The following is a 19,921-nucleotide window of genomic DNA, read 5'->3' on the forward strand; positions in this document are numbered from 1 at the left end:
CCCCGACTGGAAACCGAAGAAACTGAAGAAACTGAAGAAACCGCAAGCGAGGCGGGCACGCGCAGGCTGCGGCATGCCGCGAACATGCCATGCAGCCCTGGGCATGTCGAAAGCTCCGTGCCTACCCGACGCGCCAGCGGCGCCTTGCTTGTCGCCGGGTGCGGCACGCTATCCGCCCAGCCCGCAGTTGGGCACTTCGACGTCCACCGCGCCGGCCTGGGTGATGTTGCTGTCCGGCGGCACGTCGTGCGTGAGCCAGACATTGCCGCCGATGGTAGAGCCGCGCCCGATGGTGATGCGGCCCAGGATGGTGGCCCCTGCATACACCACCACGTCGTCTTCCAGGATCGGGTGGCGCGGCAGGCCCTTCTTGAGCTCGCCGTTCTCGCCCGGCGGGAAGCGTTTGGCGCCCAGCGTCACCATCTGGTAGAGGCGCACCCGGTCGCCGATGATGGCAGTTTCGCCGACCACCACGCCGGTGCCGTGGTCGATGAAGAAGCTGCGCCCGATGGTGGCGCCCGGGTGGATGTCGATGCCGGTGTCGGCATGGGCAATCTCGGCCACCATGCGTGCCAGCAGCGGCAGGCCCAGCGCGTACAGCTCGTGGGCCAGGCGATGGTACAGCACCGCGATCACGCCGGGGTAGCACAGCAGCACCTCGTCGACGCTGCGCGCGGCCGGGTCGCCCTGGTAGGCTGCGGTCACGTCCAGATCCAGTACCTGGCGCACCGACGGCAGTTTCGCGCCGAACTGGCGCACGATTTCCACCGCCTGGCGCTCGACTTCGGCAGCCGGCAGGGGCTCTGCGCGATGCCGGTAGCGCAGTTCCAGGCAGACCTGGTGCAGCAGCGCGTCGAGCGCCGTGCCCACTGTCTGCCCGACGTAAAAATCTTCGACCTCTTCACGCAGGTCTATGGGCCCCAGGCGCATGGGAAACATCGCGCCCGACAGGCTCTTGATGATTTCGCGCAGGCTTTCCTGCGAAGGGAATTCGCGTCCTCCCGGATGGCGGTTCAGGCGCCCGCGCGGCTCGCGCCACTGCTGGCGCGCCTTGCGCAGATCCGAAACGATGGCATCCAGATTCCAGTTGGCGGTTGCCGAATTGATGGTACCGTTCATCGAGTGCTCCGGGGCGCGGCGCCGCGCACCCCCAGGGTTCAAGGTAGGAAGCCCGTGCCCTGTGCGGGCGGCCTGGCGATGCTGCAAGACAGGGATGGCACGGAAACAAACATTCTAACGCCCAGCATTGATTTCAGTTGGCCACAAGGCGGTAATATGGACGAGCCGCGCCGCGACCATTTCCGACCCGCACCGAGTAGGCCCGCCCATGCCCCACCCTAGCGCCTTGCGCCTGCACATCGTTTCCGACCTGCACCTGAGCGTATCCGGCCTGCAACTACCGCAGACCGGCGCCGACGTGGTGGTGCTGGCCGGCGACATAGCCCGCCCGCAGCAGGCCGTGCAGTGGGCCCTGGGCCTGGGCCGGCCAGTAATCTATGTCACCGGCAACCACGAATACTACGGCGGGTCGATCAGCGGCACGCAGCAGGAACTGAAAGACCTGTGCCGCGGCACGCCTATACACGTGCTGGAAAATGAAGCGCTGGTACTCGGCGGGGTGCGCTTCCTGGGCGCCACGCTGTGGACCGACTTCATGCTGTACGGCGCGCAGGTGCGCGAGCGGGCGCACCGCGAGGCGCTGACGATGCTGCGCGACTTCAGCCGCATCCGCTGCGGCGGCGATGCCCAACGCCTGTTCACGCCAGGCGATGCAGAACAACTGTTCCAACGATCGCGCGACTGGCTGGCGCAACAGCTGGAGCGGGGCACGGGGCAGCCGACCGTGGTGATCACTCATCACGCGCCCGCGCCGGGCAGCGTCCACCCCCGTTACGCACAGTCGCCGCTGAATACCTGTTTCGTGTCCGACCTGAGCAATCTCATGGACGCGGATCGCGTGGCCCTGTGGATACACGGCCACACCCACGACAGCTTCGATTACCGGGTGCGCGGCACGCGGGTGGTGTGCAACCCGCGCGGCTATGCCCGCGACGGCGTGAACGAGAACGCCCTGTTCGATCCGGGGCTGGTCATAGGCATCGAACGGCCCGCGGATGCCTGAGAGCACACATGGGCCACAGGGCGCCGGCGCCGCGCCTAGCGGGCCCGCGAAATGCGCACCTCGGCACCGCGGCGCTTGACCTCCAGCCCTTCGGAGGGCAGGATCCGCAGGCCTTCCAGGCCCTTGATGTAGCTGGAACCCTGCATCTGCATGACGCGTATCTTGTTGCGCATGACCACCGGGCTGTGCTCGGGCATGCCGAACATCCAGACCTCGTCCAGGATGCGGGCGGAATTGAACTCGCCGGTGTGCTGCGCCGTGGGGCCCAGGCACAGCATGTGGCCTTCGCGGCCGAATATCGGCAGGGTGTCCAGGCCGGCCTCGACCGTCCAGGTGGTGCCGCCCTCGTAGCGCCAGCCGGTGTTCAAGTCCCACCACGCATCGCCGCGCGGCAGATAGACCTTGACCTCGTTGCCCGGCTGCAGCACCGGGGCGACCAGCAGCGCCGGCCCCAGCAGATACTGGGTGTCCCAGGCGTGCGCCAAGGGGTCGCCGGGGAAGGACAGCGCCATGGAGCGCTGCACCGGCAGGCCGGTGCGCACGGCATCTTCGACGATGCCCAGCACGTACGGCACGAGGCGGTAGCGCCACTGCAGCCAATGCCGCACCAGCTCGCGCGTGGCGTCGTCGAAATCGCCCGGCAGCAGCCCCGGCGCGCCCTGGAAGGCGAAATTGGCCGAGAACACGTTCATGGCAAGCCAGCGCACATACAGTTCCGGCGTCATGCCGGCAGTGGCATGATGCGCCGAACCCAGGCCATGCAGTTGTACGGGAACGCCGCTGGCGCCCAGCGACAACGCCGTGCGCAGCGTGTGTTCGAGGCCGGCCCAGTCGTTCGTGACACGCGGCCCGGACTGCCACGGGAAGCGCTGCACCGACGGAAACAGGTCGTTGCTGAAGATGACGCCTTCCTGCGGAGTCTTGTGGCCGGCCACCGCATCGAACAGGGCGCGGCGCGCCAGCAACGGATAAAGCGTACGCAGCGCGGCGCCGGCCTCGCCGCTGCGGGCCGTGATGCCGTCGGGAATGTCGTACTGGGCGTCGCACACCGGGGCGCCCAGGCCTTCATCGACCCATTGCCGCTGGCGTTCCGACCACAGCTTGTAGACGTCTTTGTGGGTCAGATCGAGCAGGCCGAAGGGCTTGCCGCCGCTATATTCATTGCCCGCACAGCGATGGGCTTCGCCGCTGGCATCTTCGATCAGCAGCCAGCCGCGGTCTTCCCATTCCTGGAACAGCAGCGTGTCGGCCAGCACCCCCGGGAAAGTGGGCGCAGCCAGTTGCAGATTGAGAGCCTGCAGGCCCGAGACCAGCGCGCGCGGGTCGGCGACCCGATGCGCATCCCATTCGTAAACGGGCTTGTCCGCCTGGAAGCCGCAAAGCGCCGGCGCGGCCAGCCTGACGGCATCCAGCGCCCAGCCTTCGGCGCGGAATTGCCCGGCAGTCTTGCCCAGCTCTTCGAGCGACTGCTGCGGCCCCTGCTCGAGCCACACACCCATGGGCCACAGGCCGGGCTGCCCGGCACGGCCGGTAAGCGCCGAATACTGGTTGAATATCTCGGTGGGTTCGCCGACGAACAAGAACACATCGAACACCCGGTCATGGACGCAGACCGAGTAGTAATCGGGATGCTCATGAGCCAGGTCGTGCTCGACACGCCCTACGGCATTCACATACAGGCCCCAGCCGCGCGGGCTCCAGGCCAGCGGCAGCACGCGCATCTCGGGTAGATCCGACACCAGGTACTGGCCGCGGCGATCCAGGTCGCCCGCGGTCTCGCCCAGCCCGCACAGCGCTTCGTCGCAGTCCAGTTCCAGGCTTAGCTGCCACACGCAGGCATCGCCTTCGGCCTCGCGCGCCAGCGTGGCCTCGGCCTCGCTGCGAAGCACACAGTGTTCGCCCTTGTAAAGGGCGAACTGCATCGGCGACGAGGATATCTGCAACGCGACATCGCCCTGTTCCAGCCGCCAGCCCTGTCCGCCCTCGTGCACGATGGAGCTGACTGCCAGCTCGCCCACGGCCTCGGGCCGGGCAAGCAGCATTTCGGCGGCCGGCGCCCGCCCCTTGCCCGCGGGCCGCTCTTCCAGGGTGGTGCCGGCGCCGCAGCGCAGGCGATACACCCCGGGCGCATGCGCCTCGATCTGCAGCTGCAGGTCGTCCACGACGAAATCGGCGCGATTCGCTTTCGCGGTAAGGAATTTCAAGGAAGTAAGCGGCATTACATGAGCAAGGTTGGACTTGGGCGGCACAGTGCAATCCTCGGGCTCCAGCCCCTGGCGCATCAAAAAGTGCTATTTTGACGGATTTACGCTATAAAATAAAATCGCGCTTCGCCATGCGGGACGGAACGGATTGCAGCCGGCCCCATCGGATGCGGTGAAAACCCCGACGACGGGCCTGGTTCGCGCGGTTCAGCAAGCCCCGCCCCGGCAAATCCATTTCAGCAAACGGCAACGGCTCGCAGCAGTTCCCGCTCCACCGGTACCGGCTCGCCGTCCAGGCTGGCCGCCACGACATCGCCGGCCAGGGCCGACCAGGTCAGCCCCCGAGACCCGTACGCGCAGGCCAGCCAGAGCCCGGGCAAGGCCGCCACAGGGCCAATCAAGGGCATGCGCCCCGCCGCCACCGCCCGCCATCCTCCCCAGGCCGCCGCCGGATGTCGCAGGCCGGCCAGCTCTTCGCCAGGCACGTGCAGCAGGGCGCCAAGCTTGTCCCGTATCTCGCGACTGCCCTCGGCACTAGTGGCGCAGGAAGTGGCGTTCGGCACATAGGTGCTGCCGGCCACGTTGATCCCCTCGACCGCCGGCAGGCAATATCCGTTGCCGGCCAGGATCACCCGCGGCGCCAGCCCCGCCGGCAAGGCGTAGTAGTCCAACTGCCCGGCCACGGCGTGCATGGCGCGCGGCCGCAGCAGCGGCTGCGCCTCGGGCAGGTGCCCCAATAGCGCCGGAACACCCATGGCGTTGGCCAGAACGGCCACGGGAGCCCGAGCCAGCTCCCGCCCCGCCTGATCCCTTGCCAGCCAGCCTCCGCCAGGCATGGGTTCCAGGCGGCTCACGGCGACCGGCAGGCGCCGTACCGCGGCATGGCCGAGCAAGGCCTCGATCAGCAGCGGCGGACGCAGCAATTGCCCATCGTGAAAAAACACGCCGCCTCGCGGCAGCGCCACGCCGCTGCGCCGCGAGGCCTCGGGCGCGTCCAGCCATTCGACCCAATCCCTGGGGAAATCCAGACGTGCCAGGGACGAACGGCGCGTTTCCGCATGGGCAGCGTCGGCACAAGGTTCAAAGGTTCCGCAGCGCAGGGGGCGGGCTTCTTGCGGCAAGCCCTGCCAACGCTGCAGCGCGCGCGCCGCACCGGCGCGCGAGAGCCTGGCGCGCGGATCATCGTCGCGGGAAATCAGCGGGGTCAGGGCGGCCGCGACATGCCCCCGGTGGCTGGCGCCCGGGCCGGCCGCGAACGCCGGGTCGCACACAGTGACCTCGTGCCCGCGCAGCGCCAGCGCCTGCGCCATGCCCGCTCCGGCCAGGCCGCCGCCAACCACCAGCACCGGCACGCCCCGCCACAGCGGCGGGCGATCCAGGCATAGCGTGGGCCGCAGGCTTGCGGTCATCATTTCGCGCTTGCGCCCGAAACCGGGCTCGCGGGCAAGCAGAAAGCCCGCCGCAGCCAGGTCGCGGCGCACGCTGCCGGCGCAGCACCAGCTCGCCGCGGTGGCACCCGGGTTGGCCATGCGCACCATCTGGCCGAACAGCCGAGGAGTCCACATTTCGGGATTCTTGCTTGGCGCGAAGCCATCCAGGAAATAGGCGTCGACCCGCGCCTCGATCTGGCGCGCCAGTTTTTCGATCTTGCCGAAGGCCAGCGTCAGGGTAACGGCCCCGCCCTCGAACTCCAGCCGGTGCAGGCCCGGCAGCAGCGGGGGCCAGGCGCCGATCAGCTGCCGCGCCAGGGCCCGCACCGAGGCCGGCAGGCGCGGCAGCAGCGCGCGCTCGAGGTCGGCGCGGGTGAACGGATGGGCCTCGAAAGACACCACATGCAGGCGAGCCGGGCGCCGGGCGTCTTCATGCCAGGCGCGCCACAAGGCCAGGAAATTCTGGCCCAGCCCGAAACCCGTCTCGCATACCGTGAAAGCCTCGAGACCGCGCCAGCGCTGCGGCAGCCGGTTGCCGCGCAGGAACACGTGCTCGGCCTGCGCCAGCGCCCCCATTTCGGCGTGATACACGTCGCCGTAGCGTTCGCTGACCGGCGTGCCGGCCTCGTCGTACGCCAGGACAGCCGGCACCAGGGGTTCGAAGGACATGCCACTCGCCTTTGCGGTAAAGCCCGCATCATAATCCTGCGGCCTCCCGCAGCCCTCCGGCTGGCGACGCCGGCTGTAATGTTGCGTACACTACGGTTGCGCACAATACTTTACTTGGGCGTTATTCCGGACTGATTCCAAACTTCCCCATCCGTATGCCTCACAACCAGATCAATCTCAGTGCCTGCCTCGATGCCGCCGTCACCGCCGCCCATGCCGCGGCCGCGGTGCTGCAGGCCTATGCCCACGACCGCAGCGAGCTGATCATCGACAAAAAAGCCCGCAACGACCTGGTCTCGCAAGCCGACCGCGAAGCGGAACAGGCCATCATCGGCCTGCTCAGCGAACGCACGCCGGAATTCGGCATCGTCGCCGAAGAATCCGGAGGCAGCGCGGCGGGCCTGGCCTCTTGGTATATAGACCCCCTGGACGGCACCACCAATTTCCTGCACGGCATCCCCCACTACGCCGTATCGGTGGCCCTGGTGGCGCACGCGGGAACGGCGGTCGAAGAAGCGCCGCTGCAGCGCGACGTGCCGGTGATCGGCGTGGTCTACGATCCGAACCGGGAAGAAATTTTCACCGCCATGCACCAGGTGGGCGCGTGGCTCAACGATCGGCGCATCTCGTGCTCGCAGACCCGCCAGTTGTCGGAATCGGTGCTGGCCACCGGCCTGCCGTTCCGCGATTTTTCCTTTGCCGACTCGTACATGGCGACCCTGCAGGACGCCATCCGCGGCTCGCGCGGGGTGCGCCGCTTCGGGGCGGCGGCGCTGGATCTGGCCTGGACGGCCTGCGGCCGCTACGACGGCTATTGGGAAATGGGCCTGGCGCCCTGGGACGTGGCGGCCGGCACCGCCATCGTGCGCGAGGCCGGCGGCGTGGCCGAAGACATGCATCACGAAGACCCATGGCCGATCAAGGGCTACGTGTACGCCGGCAACCCCCATACGGCCGTGGCGCTGGACGCCATGATCCAGCCGCACCTCAAGCGCGGCGCCTGATGCGGATACGCGCTCAAAAATAAGGGCGGGGTTCAGGCTGCGGCGGGCGGCGGCGCCTCGTCGCGCAGCGCGCGCCGCAGTATCTTGCCCACATTGCTCTTGGGCAGCTCGTTGCGGAATTCGATCTGGTGCGGACGCTTGTAGCCCGTCAGGCGGGCGGCGCACCAGTCGCGCAGCTGCTGCTCGGTCAGGCCCGGGTTGCGGCGCACCACGAACAGCTTGACCGCCTCGCCGCTGCGCGCGTCGGGCACGCCCACCGCGGCGCACTCCAGCACGTCGGGGTGGGCCGCCGCGACCTCCTCGACTTCGTTCGGATACACATTGAATCCGGACACCAGAATCATGTCCTTCTTGCGGTCAACGATGCGAAAACGCCCCTGCTCGTTCATGATGCCGATGTCGCCGGTCTTGAAGTAGCCGTCGGCGGTGAACGACCTGGCGGTGTCCTCGGGGCGGCGCCAATAGCCCTTCATCAATTGCGGCCCGCGGATCACCAGCTCGCCGCGCTCGCCCACGGCCACCGGCTGATCGTGTTCGTCGATCAGCCGCACCTCGGTGGAAGGCAGGGGAAAGCCGATATCGCCCGAATAGCCTTCGGCGTTGGTGGGGTTGACCAGCGCCACGGGCGAGGTCTCGGTAAGCCCGTAGCCCTCGATGATGGGTTTGCCGGTGATGTCCTGCCATTTGTCGGCCACAGCTTTCTGCACCGCCGCGCCGCCGCCCAGGCACAGCCGCAGCGCCGAGAAATCCAGGGCAGCGAATTCGGCCTTGCCGGCCAGGCCGTTGAACAAGGTGTTGACGGCTGGGAAGATATGCGCCGGGCTGCGCCGCCAGGCGCCGATGACGCTGCGCAGGTCGCGCGGGTTGACGACCAGCACGCAGCACATGCCCGCATGCACGGCGAACAGGCCGCAAACCGTCATGGCGAAAACGTGGTACAGCGGCAGAGCCGCCAGCATGGTCAGCTGCGGCCCGGACAAATCGCCCAGCGCCGGACGGGCCACGGCCTGCATTTGCAGCACATTGGCCACCAGGTTGCGGTGCGTCAGCATGGCGCCCTTGGGGGTGCCGGTAGTGCCGCCGGTGTACTGCAGCACGGCCACGTCGTCCAGGGACGGGCGCGGCCGCTGCGCCGGCATGGGCGGCGCCTGCCGTAGCAGGCCGCGCAAGCGCAGCGCGCCCGGCAGACTATAGGCCGGCACCTGCCGCTTGACGTAGCGCACGGCCAGGTCGATGAGCCTGCCGCGCAGCCCCAGCAGGTCGCCCACCGACACCAGCACCACCCCTGCGGGCCGCGCCTCGGCCGGCACCTGCTGCAGCGTGGCGGCGAAATTTTCCAGTATGAAGATCAGGCTGGCCTCGCTGTCGCGCAGCTGGTATTCCAGTTCGCGTGCGCTGTACAAAGGGTTGACGTTGACCACCACCATGCCGGCGCGCAGCGTGCCCAGCAATAGCGCCATATAAGGCAGCACATTGGGCATCATCAGCGCGACGCGGCTGCCTGGCGCCAGCCCGCGGGCGAGCAGCCACGCGGCCACCGCATCGGCCTGGCGATCCAGCTCGGCATAGCTCAGGCCGCCGCCCATCAGCGCCAGCGCGCGGCGCTGGGCATGTTTGCGGCAGGCGCGATCCAGCAGATCGGCCAGCGAAGCGTAGTCCCCTATATCGACCTGCGCCGGCACCCCCTGCGGATAGTGCGCGAGCCAAGGTTTATCCGGATTTTCCATGCGTGTGCTCCCGACTTGTTCAGAGCTTCCCGAGGGCGTACAGTTTCATCGACACTACTATAAATTATGGGGCAGCCATCATGAAGCTCGTCGAATCCATCGTCGCCTGGCAAGAAGAAATCACCGCGATTCGGCGCGACCTGCACGCCCACCCCGAGCTGGCCTACGAAGAAGTGCGCACCGCAGACGTGGTAGCCGAGCAACTCCAGTCCTGGGGCATCGAAACCCATCGCGGCCTGGGCGTTACCGGCGTGGTCGGAACCATACACGGAAAATCCCGCAACGGCCATGCCCTGGGTCTGCGCGCCGACATGGACGCCCTGCCCATGCAGGAACTCAACACCTTCCCGCACGCCAGCAGCAACCCCGGCAAGATGCACGCCTGCGGCCACGATGGCCATACCGCCATGCTGCTGGCCGCGGCCCGCTACCTGGCGCAGCGCCGCGACTTCGACGGCACCGTGCACGTCATTTTCCAGCCGGCCGAAGAAGGCTTCAGCGGGGCGCGCAAAATGATCGAAGACGGCCTGTTCCGGCTCTTTCCCATGCAGGCGGTGTTCGGCATGCACAATTGGCCCGGCATGCCGGTGGGCAGCTTCGGCGTGCTGCCCGGCCCCATGATGGGCTCCAGCAACACCTTCCAGGTCGAACTCGAGGGCAAGGGCGCGCACGCCGCCATGCCGCACCTGGGCACCGACCCGGTCATGGCCGCCGTGCAGCTCGCCCAGTCGTTCCAAACCATCATCACCCGCGACCTCGACCCGCTCGACCCCGCCGTGCTCAGCATCACCCAGATCCACGCCGGCTCGGCCGACAACGTCATCCCCAACAGCGCCACCATGCGCGGCACGGTGCGCACCTTCTCCGACCAGGCGCTCGACCTCATCGAACAGCGCATGTCCGAAGTGGCGCAGCTGGGCGGCCAGGCCATGAACTGCAAAATCGCCTTCACTTTCAACCGCAAATACCCCGCCACCGTCAACCACCCCGAAGAAACCGCCTTCAGCGCCGAAGTCCTGAAATCCATCGTCGGCGAGCAGAACGTATTGCAAGACATCCGTCCGTCCATGGGCTCCGAAGACTTCGCCTTCATGCTCAAAGAAAAACCCGGCTGCTACGTCTGGATCGGCAACGGCAGCGGCGACCACCGCGACGCCGGCCACGGCCTGGGCCCCTGCATGCTGCACAACGGCAGCTACGACTTCAACGACGAACTGATCCCCCTGGGGGCCACCTACTGGGTGGAACTGGCCCGGCGCTGGCTGGCCGCGGCCGCCGCGCGCTGAAAGCCCGAACCGCCGCTGCGCCACAGCGCTGTGGCAGCGCCACGATCTGGCGCCCCCACAGCGCGGCCCACACGCCACCGCGACCTCGCACTCTGTGCGCTCCGCGGCCCTGCGGCCAGCGGCCCTGCAGCCAACTGCGCCTAGCCTGGCGCCCATTTGCCCACCAGTGCGGCTCCCCTTTTAGTATGAACAGGCCCTAGCGCAAGCCGCCATACCCCCGGCAGGCGCTGCTCGGGCCACAGCAGCGCAGGCACGGCCACATCCTCTGTAACATTCTGGCCGTAACATCCTTGCCGTAAAATAGCGTCGCCAACAGGCAGCCTTTCCACCGGCCCCGCGCAGGGTCGCCGCCGCGAGCTTACCGGAGCAGTCGTCTTGAGCAACGCCACTTCCACGCCCCTCCCCCCTCCCGAGCGCCACGCGGTACTGCGCGTCATGCCCATGCCCGCAGACGCCAACGTGCACGGCGACGTATTCGGCGGCTGGATCATGGCGCAGATCGACATCGCCGGCTCCATCCCCGCCGCACGGCGTGCCGGCGGCCGCGTGGCGACCGTGGCCGTCACCGCACTTACCTTCAAACAACCCGTCTTCGTCGGTGATTTGCTCAGCTTCTACGCTGAAATCATCAAAATCGGCCGCACCTCCATCACCATAGAGGTCGAAGTCTACGCAGAACGGCAAGGGCTCGAAGCCCAGGTCGTCAAAGTCACCGAAGCTACGCTCATCTACGTGGCCACCGACGCGCAGCGCCACAGCCGCCCCCTGCCCGCGGCCTGAGCAGGAAGCGTAGATGCCGGAAGTTTCCGCCAACGCCGAGCCCATACCCATCACCATTCCCCGCAGGCTCGATCCAGAAGACGCGCAGCTTGCGCTGCAAAAACTGCAGGTTCTGTTCAAGCGCGAAGAGGTGGTGGAGGCACTGGCCGACAAGGCCGAGGACGACGAGCGCGCCAACCTGCTCGACGGCGCACTGCAGCGCCAGCTGGAAAACGAGATCCGCGAAGTCATCCAGGGCCTGCATCCGGCCGACATCGCATTCATCCTCGAATCCCTGCCGGTCGAGCCGCGCCAGCTCGTGTGGCGCCTGGTCGGCCCCGACCAGGCCGCCGACGTACTGCTGGAAGTCGACGACTGGGCAAGGGAATCGCTCATCGAATCCATGGATCGCCAGGATCTGGTGGCCGCCACCGGCACCATGGATGCCGACGAGATCGCCGACCTGGTGCCCGACCTGCCGCCCGACGTGGTGGCCGAAGTCCAGAAAGGCCTGACCGAAGAAGAACGCGCCCAGCTCATCGCCGCCATGGGCTACCCCGAAGGCAGCGTAGGCGCCATCATGGACTTCGACATGGTGCGGGTGCGCGAGGACGTGTCCCTGGAAGTCGTGCTGCGCTACCTGCGGCGGCTGCACGAACTGCCCGACCACACCGACCAGATCTTCGTCGTCGACCGCCAGGATCGCCTGCAAGGCGTACTGCCCCTGACCACACTGCTGGTCAGCGAGCCCGACAGCGACGTGTCGGAAGTCATGAACACCGACTACCTGACCCTCGGCCCGCTCGACGAAGACACCGAAGCCGCCAGCGGCTTCGAACGCTACGACCTGGTGTCCGCCCCCGTCATCGACGACCAGGGCCGGCTCATCGGCCGCGTCACCATCGACGAAGTCGTCGACGTGATCCAGGAAGACTCGCAAGAACAAGCCCTGTCGCGCGCCGGCCTGCAGGAAGAAGACATCTTCGCCCCCGTCATCAGCGCCCTGCGCAACCGCGCCCCCTGGCTGCTGGTCAACCTGTGCACCGCCTCCACCGCCTCATTCATCGCCTCGCGCTTCGAAGACACCGTCAGCCACATCGTCATCCTGGCATTCCTCATGTCCATCGTCGCCGGCATCGGCGGCAACTCGGGCAACCAGACCATGACCATGATCATCCGCGCCCTGGCCGTGGGCCGCGTCACCGGCTCCAACATCTGGCAGCTCATCAAGCGCGAACTGTCCGTCACCTTCATGGTCGGCGCCTGCGGCAGCATCGTCACCGGCGCCTTCGCCTGGGTCATCTCCGGCTCGGCCGCCATCGCCGCCGTCATGATGGCCGCCATGATAGGCAATATGCTCATCGGCGCCGCCCTGGGCGTACTCATCCCTCTGCTGCGCGACCGCTTCGGCAAAGACCCCGCAGTCGGCTCATCGGTGCTCCTCACCTTCGCCACCGACTCGCTGGGCTTCTTCATCTTCCTGGGCCTGGCCACAGTCTTCCTGCTGTAGCAGCGCCCAAACCGGCGCCAGCCCCCGGCCCGCCCCAAACCCGAGCCCCCAACAGATACCCACACTCTCCACCCGTCTACGAAACCAGCGGAGAGCACGGGGTGCCTCCTGGAGGTGAGTGGGTCATCGAACCGTAAGGAGGTACCCCGTGCTAGGCCGCGCCTAAAGAACCAAGCCAGGCGACGACCACCACAGCGTCCCATTCCAGGCCGCGCCAGAAGAACCAATCCACACGACAAACCAAGCCTCACACCCCCCGCCCGCCTACGAAACCAGCGGAGAGCATGGGGTACCTCCTGGAGGTGAGTGGGTCATCGAACCGGAAGGAGGTACCCCATGCTAGGCCGCGCCTAAAGAACCAGGCAGAGCGACGACCACCACAGCACCCCGCTCCAGGCCGCGTCTAAAGAACCAACCCCCACGACGAATCGATATCCATGCCAGCAAAAAACGGTGGCATTTCTGCTACCATATCACCATGAGGATTGTCATCGACACCAACGTTTTTGTCGGAGCCTGCATGGGTATCGGCGCCTCTCGCAAGGTCGTCGAAGCATGCCTGCAAGAGCGTTGCATCCCGTTGATGGGTGCCGCTCTTCTTGCGGAATACGAAGACGTCCTGAACCGCACAGCGCTGTTCCGGAATTGCCGCCTGAACCCTCGAGAAAGAGCAGAACTGCTGGACATCCTCTTGTCCTATAGCGAATGGACGCGGGTGTACTACCTGTGGCGCCCCAACCTGCCCGACGAAGCAGACAATCACCTGGTCGAGCTGGCCGTAGCCGGCGCTGCACAATACATAGTAACGCGCAACCTGCGCGACCTCCGTGCGATGGAACTGCAGTTCCCTGGGCTCAAACCCGTTAGGCCGGAAGATTTTTTGAAGGAGCTCTGACATGACAGCCCTTACCGTACGACTTCCTGACGAAAAACACCGCCGCCTGAAGGCACTGGCAGAAAGCCGGGGCACACCATTGAACCGCCTCATCGACGAAATGACCACACTAATGCTGGCCGAGTTCGACGCGGAAACCCGGTTCAAAGTCCGCGCCGCGCAGGGCGCGAGAAACGCCGCCCGCGGAATGGATCTATTGAAAAAAGCAGCCAGCCGAGACTGACAGCTAGGGCGCTCCGCCACAGGCTCGACAATCCCCACATCCGTCTACGAAACGAGCGGAAAGCATGGGGCACCTCCTGGAGGTGAGTGGGGTATCGAACCGGAAGGAGGTACCCCGTGCTAGGCCGCGTCTAAAGAACCGAATCGGGCGACGAAAACCCTCACCTAGCAAAAAGGCCCCAAAACCCGGCGACGCCCCAAAAGACACCAACACCATCCACCCGCCTACGAAACCAGCGGAGAGCATGGGGTGCCTCCTGGAGGTGAGTGGGGTATCGAACCGGAAGGAGGTACCCCATGCTAGGCCGCGTCTAAAGAACCGAATCGGCGACGAACACCCCCCCACCAAGCAAAGAGGCCTCCGCGCCGCCAAGCGCGAAGGCCTCTTCCATCTGCAAACAGAAATCAAGCTGCCGCCATCAGCTCAACTTCCCATGGCAGTGCTTGTACTTCTTGCCGCTGCCGCAAGGGCAAGGATCATTACGCCCCACCTTCGGTACCGCATTCACGAACGGCACCCCGCGAGCCGCGGCGGCCTCGTCCAGCCCCGGATCCGCCCCGCTCAATGCCGCGTCATAGTCCGAATGATGATAAGTCACATTCTCCAGCTGCGTCGGCGGCTCCTCGGCCTCGACCTGCTCCGGCGACTGGATCTTCACCGTCATCAGCACCTTGATCACCTCATCGCGGATGCGCTCCAGCATCGCCGAGAACAGCTCGAACGCCTCCAGCTTGTAAGCCTGCTTCGGATCCTGCTGCGCATAACCGCGCAGATGAATCCCCTGGCGCAAATGATCCAACGAAGACAAATGCCCGCGCCAGTGCGTATCTATCGCCTGCAGCAGCATCGAGCGCTCGAACGGTGCCCAGTTCTCGCGCCCCACCAGCTCGACCTTCGCCTCGTACAGGCCGCGCGCCTTCGCCAGCACCCGCTCCAGCAGATCCTCATCGGTCAGGTTCGGCTCTTTGTCCAGCATCTCGACCAGCGGCATCTCGACCTGCCAGTCGGCCTCCAGCACCACCTGCAGCCCCGGCACATCCCACTGCTCTTCCATACTTTGCTCGGGTATGTAAGAGCGGAACTGCTGCGTCACCGCCGCGTCGCGCAAATTATGAATGACCTCGCTGATGTCATCCGACTCCAGCACCTCGTTGCGCTGCCCGTACAGCACCTTGCGCTGCTCATTGGCGACGTCGTCATATTCCAGCAGCTGCTTGCGGATATCGAAGTTGCGCGCCTCGACCTTGCGCTGCGCCGACTCGATCGAGCGCGACACCATGCGCGCCTCGATCGGCTCGCCCTCGGGCAGGCGCAGCTTTTCCATAATCGCCCGCACCCGGTCGCCGGCGAAAATCCGCATCAGCGAATCGTCGAGCGACAGATAAAAGCGCGAAGAACCCGGGTCGCCCTGGCGTCCGGCGCGGCCGCGCAACTGGTTGTCGATGCGCCGCGACTCGTGGCGCTCCGTGCCTATGATGCGCAAGCCCCCGGCCTGCTTGACGCGCTCGTTGTCGGGCGCCCACTGGGCCTTGATGGAGTCGACGCGCGCGGCCTTTTCCGTATCGCTGAGCGCGGCATCGGCACGCACCAGGTCGACCTGCTTGTCGACGCTGCCGCCCAGCACGATGTCGGTGCCGCGGCCGGCCATATTGGTGGCGATGGTAATGCGCCCAGGCTTGCCGGCCTCGGCCACGATCTCGGCCTCGCGCGCGTGCTGCTTGGCGTTGAGCACCTCGTGCGGCAGCTTCGCCTGCGCAAGCAGGCCCGACAGCAGCTCGGAGCTTTCGATGCTGGTGGTACCCACCAGCACCGGCTGCCCGCGTTCCTGGCAATCGCGGATATCGGCCAGAATGGCCTGGTATTTTTCCTTGTCGGTCTTGAATACCTGGTCGTTCTGATCCTTGCGGATCATGGGCCGGTTGGTCGGGATGATGACGGTTTCCAGGCTATAGATTTCCTGGAACTCGTAGGCTTCCGTGTCGGCGGTACCGGTCATGCCGCCGAGCTTGTCGTACATGCGGAAGTAGTTCTGGAACGTGATCGAGGCCAGGGTCTGGTTCTCGTTCTGGATCTTGACGCCTTCCTTGGCCTCGACCGCCTGGTGCAGGCCGTCGGACCAACGGCGCCCCACCATCAGGCGCCCGGTGAATTCGTCGACAATCACCACTTCGTCGTTCTGCACCACGTACTGTTGGTCGCGGAAATACAGATTGTGGGCGCGCAGCGCCACGTTCAGGTGGTGTATCAGCGTGATGTTGCGCGGGTCGTACAGCGACTCGCCCTCGGGCAGTATCCCCAGGCGCGCCAGGATCTGCTCGGACTTCTCGTGGCCAGCCTCGGACAAATACACTTGCTGCCCTTTCTCGTCGACCCAGAAGTCGCCCTCGGGCTCGGGTTCCTGCGGCTTGGGCTCGGAGGCCATGCGCGTGAGCAGCGGCGGCACGGCATTCATGCGCACGTACAGCTCGGTATTGTCTTCGGCCTGGCCGGAAATGATCAGCGGAGTGCGGGCCTCGTCGATGAGAATGGAGTCGACTTCGTCGACGATCGCATACGACAGCGGCCGCTGGCGCCGGTCTTCCGCGCGGTATTCCATATTGTCGCGCAGGTAGTCGAAGCCGTACTCGTTATTGGTGCCGTAGGTGATGTCGGCCTGGTAGGCCGCGCGCTTTTCTTCATTTTCCTGCTGCGGCACCACCACGCCCACCGTCATGCCCAGGAAGTTGTAGAGGCGCGCCATCCACTCGGCATCGCGCCGGGCCAGGTAGTCGTTGACCGTAACCACGTGCACGCCGCGCCCGGCCAGCGCGTTCAAGTACACCGGCAGCGTGGCCATCAGGGTCTTGCCCTCGCCGGTACGCATTTCGGCGATCTTGCCGCCGTGCAGCGCTATACCGCCCAGCATCTGCACATCGAAGTGGCGCATGCCGAACACCCGCTTGCTGGCCTCGCGCACCACCGCGAAAGCTTCCGGCAGCAGGTCGTCGAGCGAGGCGCCGGACTGGATGCGTTCGCGGAATTCTGTAGTCTTGGCGGCCAACTGCTCGTTGCTCAGGTCGGCCAGGGACGGTTCGAGCGCATTGATGCGCGCCACCTGCTTGCGATATTGCTTGAGTAAGCGGTCGTTACGGCTGCCTATCAGTTTCTTTAACAGTGGAACCATTCTCGTGTCGTCGCTGCCGGGCCGCGCGCCTGCGCGCATAGCCCGAAGCTGTCTGTTGATGTTGGCGAAAACGCCCCCGGCAAAATTCAGCTACCCGCGGGCAAACAAGACAGTTTAACGCACCTCGGTGGCCCCGGCTCCGGCATGCGTCGCGGCCGCCGCGACCAGGTGCCCCGAAACCCCTGGCTTGGCCAGGAACAGCCGCGGATCCAGGGGCGTGCCCGCCATGCGCACCTCGAAATGCAGATGCGGGCCGGTAGAGCGGCCGCTGGTGCCTACCTGGGCAATTACCTGCCCCTTTTCCACCAGGTCGCCCACCTTGACGTCCAGCGCAGAGGCATGGGCATAGCGCGTGACCAGGCCATTGCCGTGGTCGATTTCCACCATATTGCCGTAGCCCGCCTCGCGCCCGGCCTTGGTGACCACCCCGCCGGAGGCCGCGTAAATGGCGGCGCCGCGCGGCGCCACGAGATCCATCCCTTCGTGCAGCGAACGGCGGTGGGTCACGGGGTTGACACGCCAGCCGAAGGGCGAGCTCAGGCGCGTATAGTCCACCGGCGTCAGGTCGGGCAGGCGCGCCTCGATGCCGGCGCGCCGCGTGAAGGCCAGATCCAGCAGCGCCAGGCGCTCGCCCTGTTCGGTCATGCGCTGCTGCAGCCGATCCAGGGCAAGCCCGAGGCTTACGCCCGAATCCGGCTGCGGCCGCGCGCCGGCGATGTCGTCCATGGGCGGCGCCGCGGTATCGATGCCGGCATTGATCTCGGGATCGGTATAGGCAATGTCGGCTTGCTTGGCGATGCGTCGGCTAAGCGCCGTCATGGTGATGAGCCGGGCCTGCAGCTCGCCCACCTTGCCGGCCAGCAGCGCCAGGGTGTCGCGCATATGGGCCGAGTCGCGCACCAACCGGGCGTCCATCGCCTGGGCCTGGAAGGCATCGGCGGCATGCGCGGGCGTATGCGCATACGACTGGATCCAGGCCCCGGCCAGGGCCGAAGCCACCAGCGCAGTGGCCATGGCCAGCGAGCGCAGCAGCCGGGACGGCTGGCTGCTCGCCAGCCCGGAATTGGAAGCGCCGGCCTGGCCGTGCATAATGGTGGATGACACTGTAGCAATACCTCAGTAAATCTATAAATGCATACCACGCCCAGCCAGCGCCAAGCGCGCAAAAAAACTGCCCCCGACGCCGATCTTTCGGCGATAGGGTGGCTGGGCAGTGACCAGCACACCGCCGGCGTATTGACAACCGCCCGCATGCTGCTGGCCATCGAACAGGCGGCCGGCGCCATACTTCCGCCCGCGTTGCGGCAGGTATGCCGGGTGGCCCGCATAGACAGACAGCAGGTCACGCTGGCGGTTCCCGGCGCGGCCCATGCCGCCAAGCTTCGGCAACTGGCTCCACGGATCGCGCAGCGCCTGTCCGAGAGTGGATGGAACCTTAACCAGGTGCAGGTTCGGGTTCAAGCGGGTTTGCCGCACATCGGGACAAATCCGCCAAGGGCCAAAAATGTCGAGCCCCTGGGCGCGCAGGCCCTGGACGCCTTCGAAGCCTTGCATGCTTCGCTGCGGCCGGGGCCCTTGGCCGATGCCGTCGGCCGGCTGCTGGCCCACCACAAGCCCTGACCCCAACCCCGGAGTCCGGCCGCAAAATGCCGAGGTGGCCGCGGCCCCGTGGCCTGCAGCGGCCCTCGGCCGCCCGGCCGCGGCCTCGTACGAGCCGCAAGGCGATATTTCAGAGGGCGGAACAACAAGCTGTACCCCGGGTGCAGTCCCCCCCGGAGCTTGCCACGTTCACCGCCGCCCGGACATGCGCACCCGGCTCAGGCCAGCTTCCACTCGGTCGTGAAGGCGCGCGGCGCGGTAGCGGTGGATTCGTAGGTGATCGGCTCCCAGGCGTCGCGATGCGCCAACAGCGCGCGCGCGAGCCGGTTGTTCAGGCTATGGCCCGACTTGCAGGCCACGTAGCGCCCCACCAGCGGCTTGCCGATCAGATACAGGTCACCGATGGCATCCAGGATCTTGTGCTTGACGAACTCGTCGTCATAGCGCAAGCCGTCGGAATTGAGCACGCGGTATTCGTCCATGACGATCGCGTTGTCCAGGCTGCCGCCGCGCGCCAGGCCCGCGGCACGCAGCGCCTCGACCTCGCTGACGAAACCGAAGGTACGGGCCCGCGCGATGGTCTTGGTGTAGGAATCTTTGGCGAAATCGACCTCGGCGAAGTTGGCCGTGGAGTCGATGGCCGGGTGATGGAAATCGATGGCGAACGACAGGGCGAAACCGTCGTAGGGTTCGAGGCGCGCCCATTTCAGGTCGCTGCCTTCGCCCTCGCGCACCTCGATGGGCTTGAGCACGCGGATGAAGCGCTTGGCCGCGGGCTGCTCTTGCAGGCCGGCCGAGCGCAACAAATACACAAAAGTGCCGGCGCTGCCATCCATGATGGGCACTTCTTCGGCCGTGAGGTCGACGTGCAGATTGTCGATGCCCAGGCCGGCGAGCGCCGACATGAGGTGCTCGACCGTGGACACGCGCACATTGCCCTGCTGCAGCACGGACGCCATGCGGGTATCGCCCACTTCGTCGGCACGGGCAGGGAAATCAACGACCTCGGGCAGGTCTACACGGTGGAACACAATACCGGTATTGGGCTCGGCCGGTCGCAGCGTGAGTTCGACTCGGCGGCCGGAATGCAGCCCCACCCCCTTGGTACTGATGGGTTTCTGGATGGTGCGTTGGCGTAACATGATGATCGGTCAGTAAGTTTGCGGCTTCGACTTGGCGTAGCGGCGGATGGAAGCATTGTAACAAGAATGGATTTCAAGCCGCGTAATAGTTGTAAGGCCCAGATACCGCCACGGGCCGAGGCCAACGCTGCCGGCATGGCGCGGCGGCGCACGCCCCCGGGGACATAGGGTTGTGCGCCGCCGACGGC

General features: G+C 66.3%; 15 protein-coding genes. 8 read left to right on the top strand and 7 right to left on the bottom strand.

Features of this window, described 5'->3' with window-relative positions; translation table 11 throughout:
- Window positions 1-168: 168 nt before the first annotated feature.
- Window positions 169-1,119: a serine O-acetyltransferase EpsC gene (gene epsC / locus CEY11_RS11925; RefSeq protein ID WP_088603603.1), complete on the bottom strand. Its 951-nt coding sequence runs from the start codon at window positions 1,117-1,119 to the stop codon at window positions 169-171.
- A gap of 127 nt (window positions 1,120-1,246) precedes the next feature.
- Here epsC and CEY11_RS11930 point away from each other — a divergent pair, with 127 nt between their 5' ends.
- A complete protein-coding gene (locus tag CEY11_RS11930; protein WP_332888366.1) occupies window positions 1,247-2,122 on the top strand; it encodes a metallophosphoesterase in 876 nt (291 codons plus the stop codon).
- Between the two features lie 35 nt (window positions 2,123-2,157).
- Here the strand turns inward: CEY11_RS11930 and CEY11_RS11935 are convergent, their stop codons facing one another.
- Complete coding sequence (locus tag CEY11_RS11935) at window positions 2,158-4,371, bottom strand: glycoside hydrolase family 31 protein (RefSeq protein ID WP_088603671.1); 2,214 nt, start codon at window positions 4,369-4,371, stop codon at window positions 2,158-2,160.
- A gap of 191 nt (window positions 4,372-4,562) precedes the next feature.
- Window positions 4,563-6,425, bottom strand: coding sequence for a tRNA (5-methylaminomethyl-2-thiouridine)(34)-methyltransferase MnmD (mnmD, locus tag CEY11_RS11940; protein ID WP_088603605.1), 1,863 nt, complete (start codon window positions 6,423-6,425; stop codon window positions 4,563-4,565).
- A 155-nt stretch (window positions 6,426-6,580) separates the two neighbouring features.
- Between mnmD and CEY11_RS11945 the strand changes: the two genes are divergently transcribed.
- Window positions 6,581-7,429, top strand: coding sequence for an inositol monophosphatase family protein (locus CEY11_RS11945; RefSeq protein WP_088603606.1), 849 nt, complete (start codon window positions 6,581-6,583; stop codon window positions 7,427-7,429).
- Between the two features lie 32 nt (window positions 7,430-7,461).
- Here the strand turns inward: CEY11_RS11945 and CEY11_RS11950 are convergent, their stop codons facing one another.
- Complete coding sequence (locus CEY11_RS11950; protein WP_088603607.1) at window positions 7,462-9,156, bottom strand: AMP-binding protein; 1,695 nt, start codon at window positions 9,154-9,156, stop codon at window positions 7,462-7,464.
- Window positions 9,157-9,236: 80 nt separating this feature from the next.
- Here CEY11_RS11950 and CEY11_RS11955 point away from each other — a divergent pair, with 80 nt between their 5' ends.
- The 5 genes from CEY11_RS11955 to CEY11_RS11975 all read left to right on the top strand — a co-directional run bounded on the left by CEY11_RS11955 (window position 9,237) and on the right by CEY11_RS11975 (window position 13,829).
- Window positions 9,237-10,442 carry a M20 aminoacylase family protein gene (locus CEY11_RS11955; protein WP_088603608.1) on the top strand — a complete coding sequence of 402 codons (1,206 nt, stop codon included), beginning with the start codon at window positions 9,237-9,239 and terminating at the stop codon, window positions 10,440-10,442.
- Window positions 10,443-10,877: 435 nt separating this feature from the next.
- Window positions 10,878-11,222: an acyl-CoA thioesterase gene (locus CEY11_RS11960; protein WP_088603672.1), complete on the top strand. Its 345-nt coding sequence runs from the start codon at window positions 10,878-10,880 to the stop codon at window positions 11,220-11,222.
- A gap of 13 nt (window positions 11,223-11,235) precedes the next feature.
- On the top strand, window positions 11,236-12,711 hold the full coding sequence (mgtE, locus tag CEY11_RS11965) for a magnesium transporter (RefSeq protein WP_088603609.1): 1,476 nt from the start codon (window positions 11,236-11,238) through the stop codon (window positions 12,709-12,711).
- A 478-nt stretch (window positions 12,712-13,189) separates the two neighbouring features.
- On the top strand, window positions 13,190-13,606 hold the full coding sequence (locus tag CEY11_RS11970) for a putative toxin-antitoxin system toxin component, PIN family (protein ID WP_088603610.1): 417 nt from the start codon (window positions 13,190-13,192) through the stop codon (window positions 13,604-13,606).
- 1 nt (window position 13,607) lies between these two features.
- Entirely contained in the window at window positions 13,608-13,829 is a 222-nt protein-coding gene (locus CEY11_RS11975) for a toxin-antitoxin system HicB family antitoxin (RefSeq protein ID WP_088603611.1), read from the top strand.
- Window positions 13,830-14,247: 418 nt separating this feature from the next.
- Here the strand turns inward: CEY11_RS11975 and secA are convergent, their stop codons facing one another.
- Window positions 14,248-16,992 (bottom strand): preprotein translocase subunit SecA, encoded by a 2,745-nt coding sequence (gene secA, locus CEY11_RS11980; RefSeq protein ID WP_088603612.1) that lies wholly within the window; start codon window positions 16,990-16,992, stop codon window positions 14,248-14,250.
- Window positions 16,993-17,106: 114 nt separating this feature from the next.
- Complete coding sequence (locus CEY11_RS11985) at window positions 17,107-18,096, bottom strand: M23 family metallopeptidase (RefSeq protein WP_233154846.1); 990 nt, start codon at window positions 18,094-18,096, stop codon at window positions 17,107-17,109.
- 27 nt (window positions 18,097-18,123) lie between these two features.
- Here CEY11_RS11985 and CEY11_RS11990 point away from each other — a divergent pair, with 27 nt between their 5' ends.
- Window positions 18,124-18,612 (top strand): DciA family protein, encoded by a 489-nt coding sequence (locus tag CEY11_RS11990; protein ID WP_088603614.1) that lies wholly within the window; start codon window positions 18,124-18,126, stop codon window positions 18,610-18,612.
- Window positions 18,613-18,809: 197 nt separating this feature from the next.
- Here the strand turns inward: CEY11_RS11990 and lpxC are convergent, their stop codons facing one another.
- Complete coding sequence (gene lpxC, locus CEY11_RS11995; protein ID WP_088603615.1) at window positions 18,810-19,733, bottom strand: UDP-3-O-acyl-N-acetylglucosamine deacetylase; 924 nt, start codon at window positions 19,731-19,733, stop codon at window positions 18,810-18,812.
- Window positions 19,734-19,921 lie beyond the last annotated feature (188 nt).

The sequence above is a fragment of the Candidimonas nitroreducens genome (assembly GCF_002209565.1).
Classification (GTDB): Bacteria; Pseudomonadota; Gammaproteobacteria; order Burkholderiales; family Burkholderiaceae_B; genus Candidimonas; species Candidimonas nitroreducens.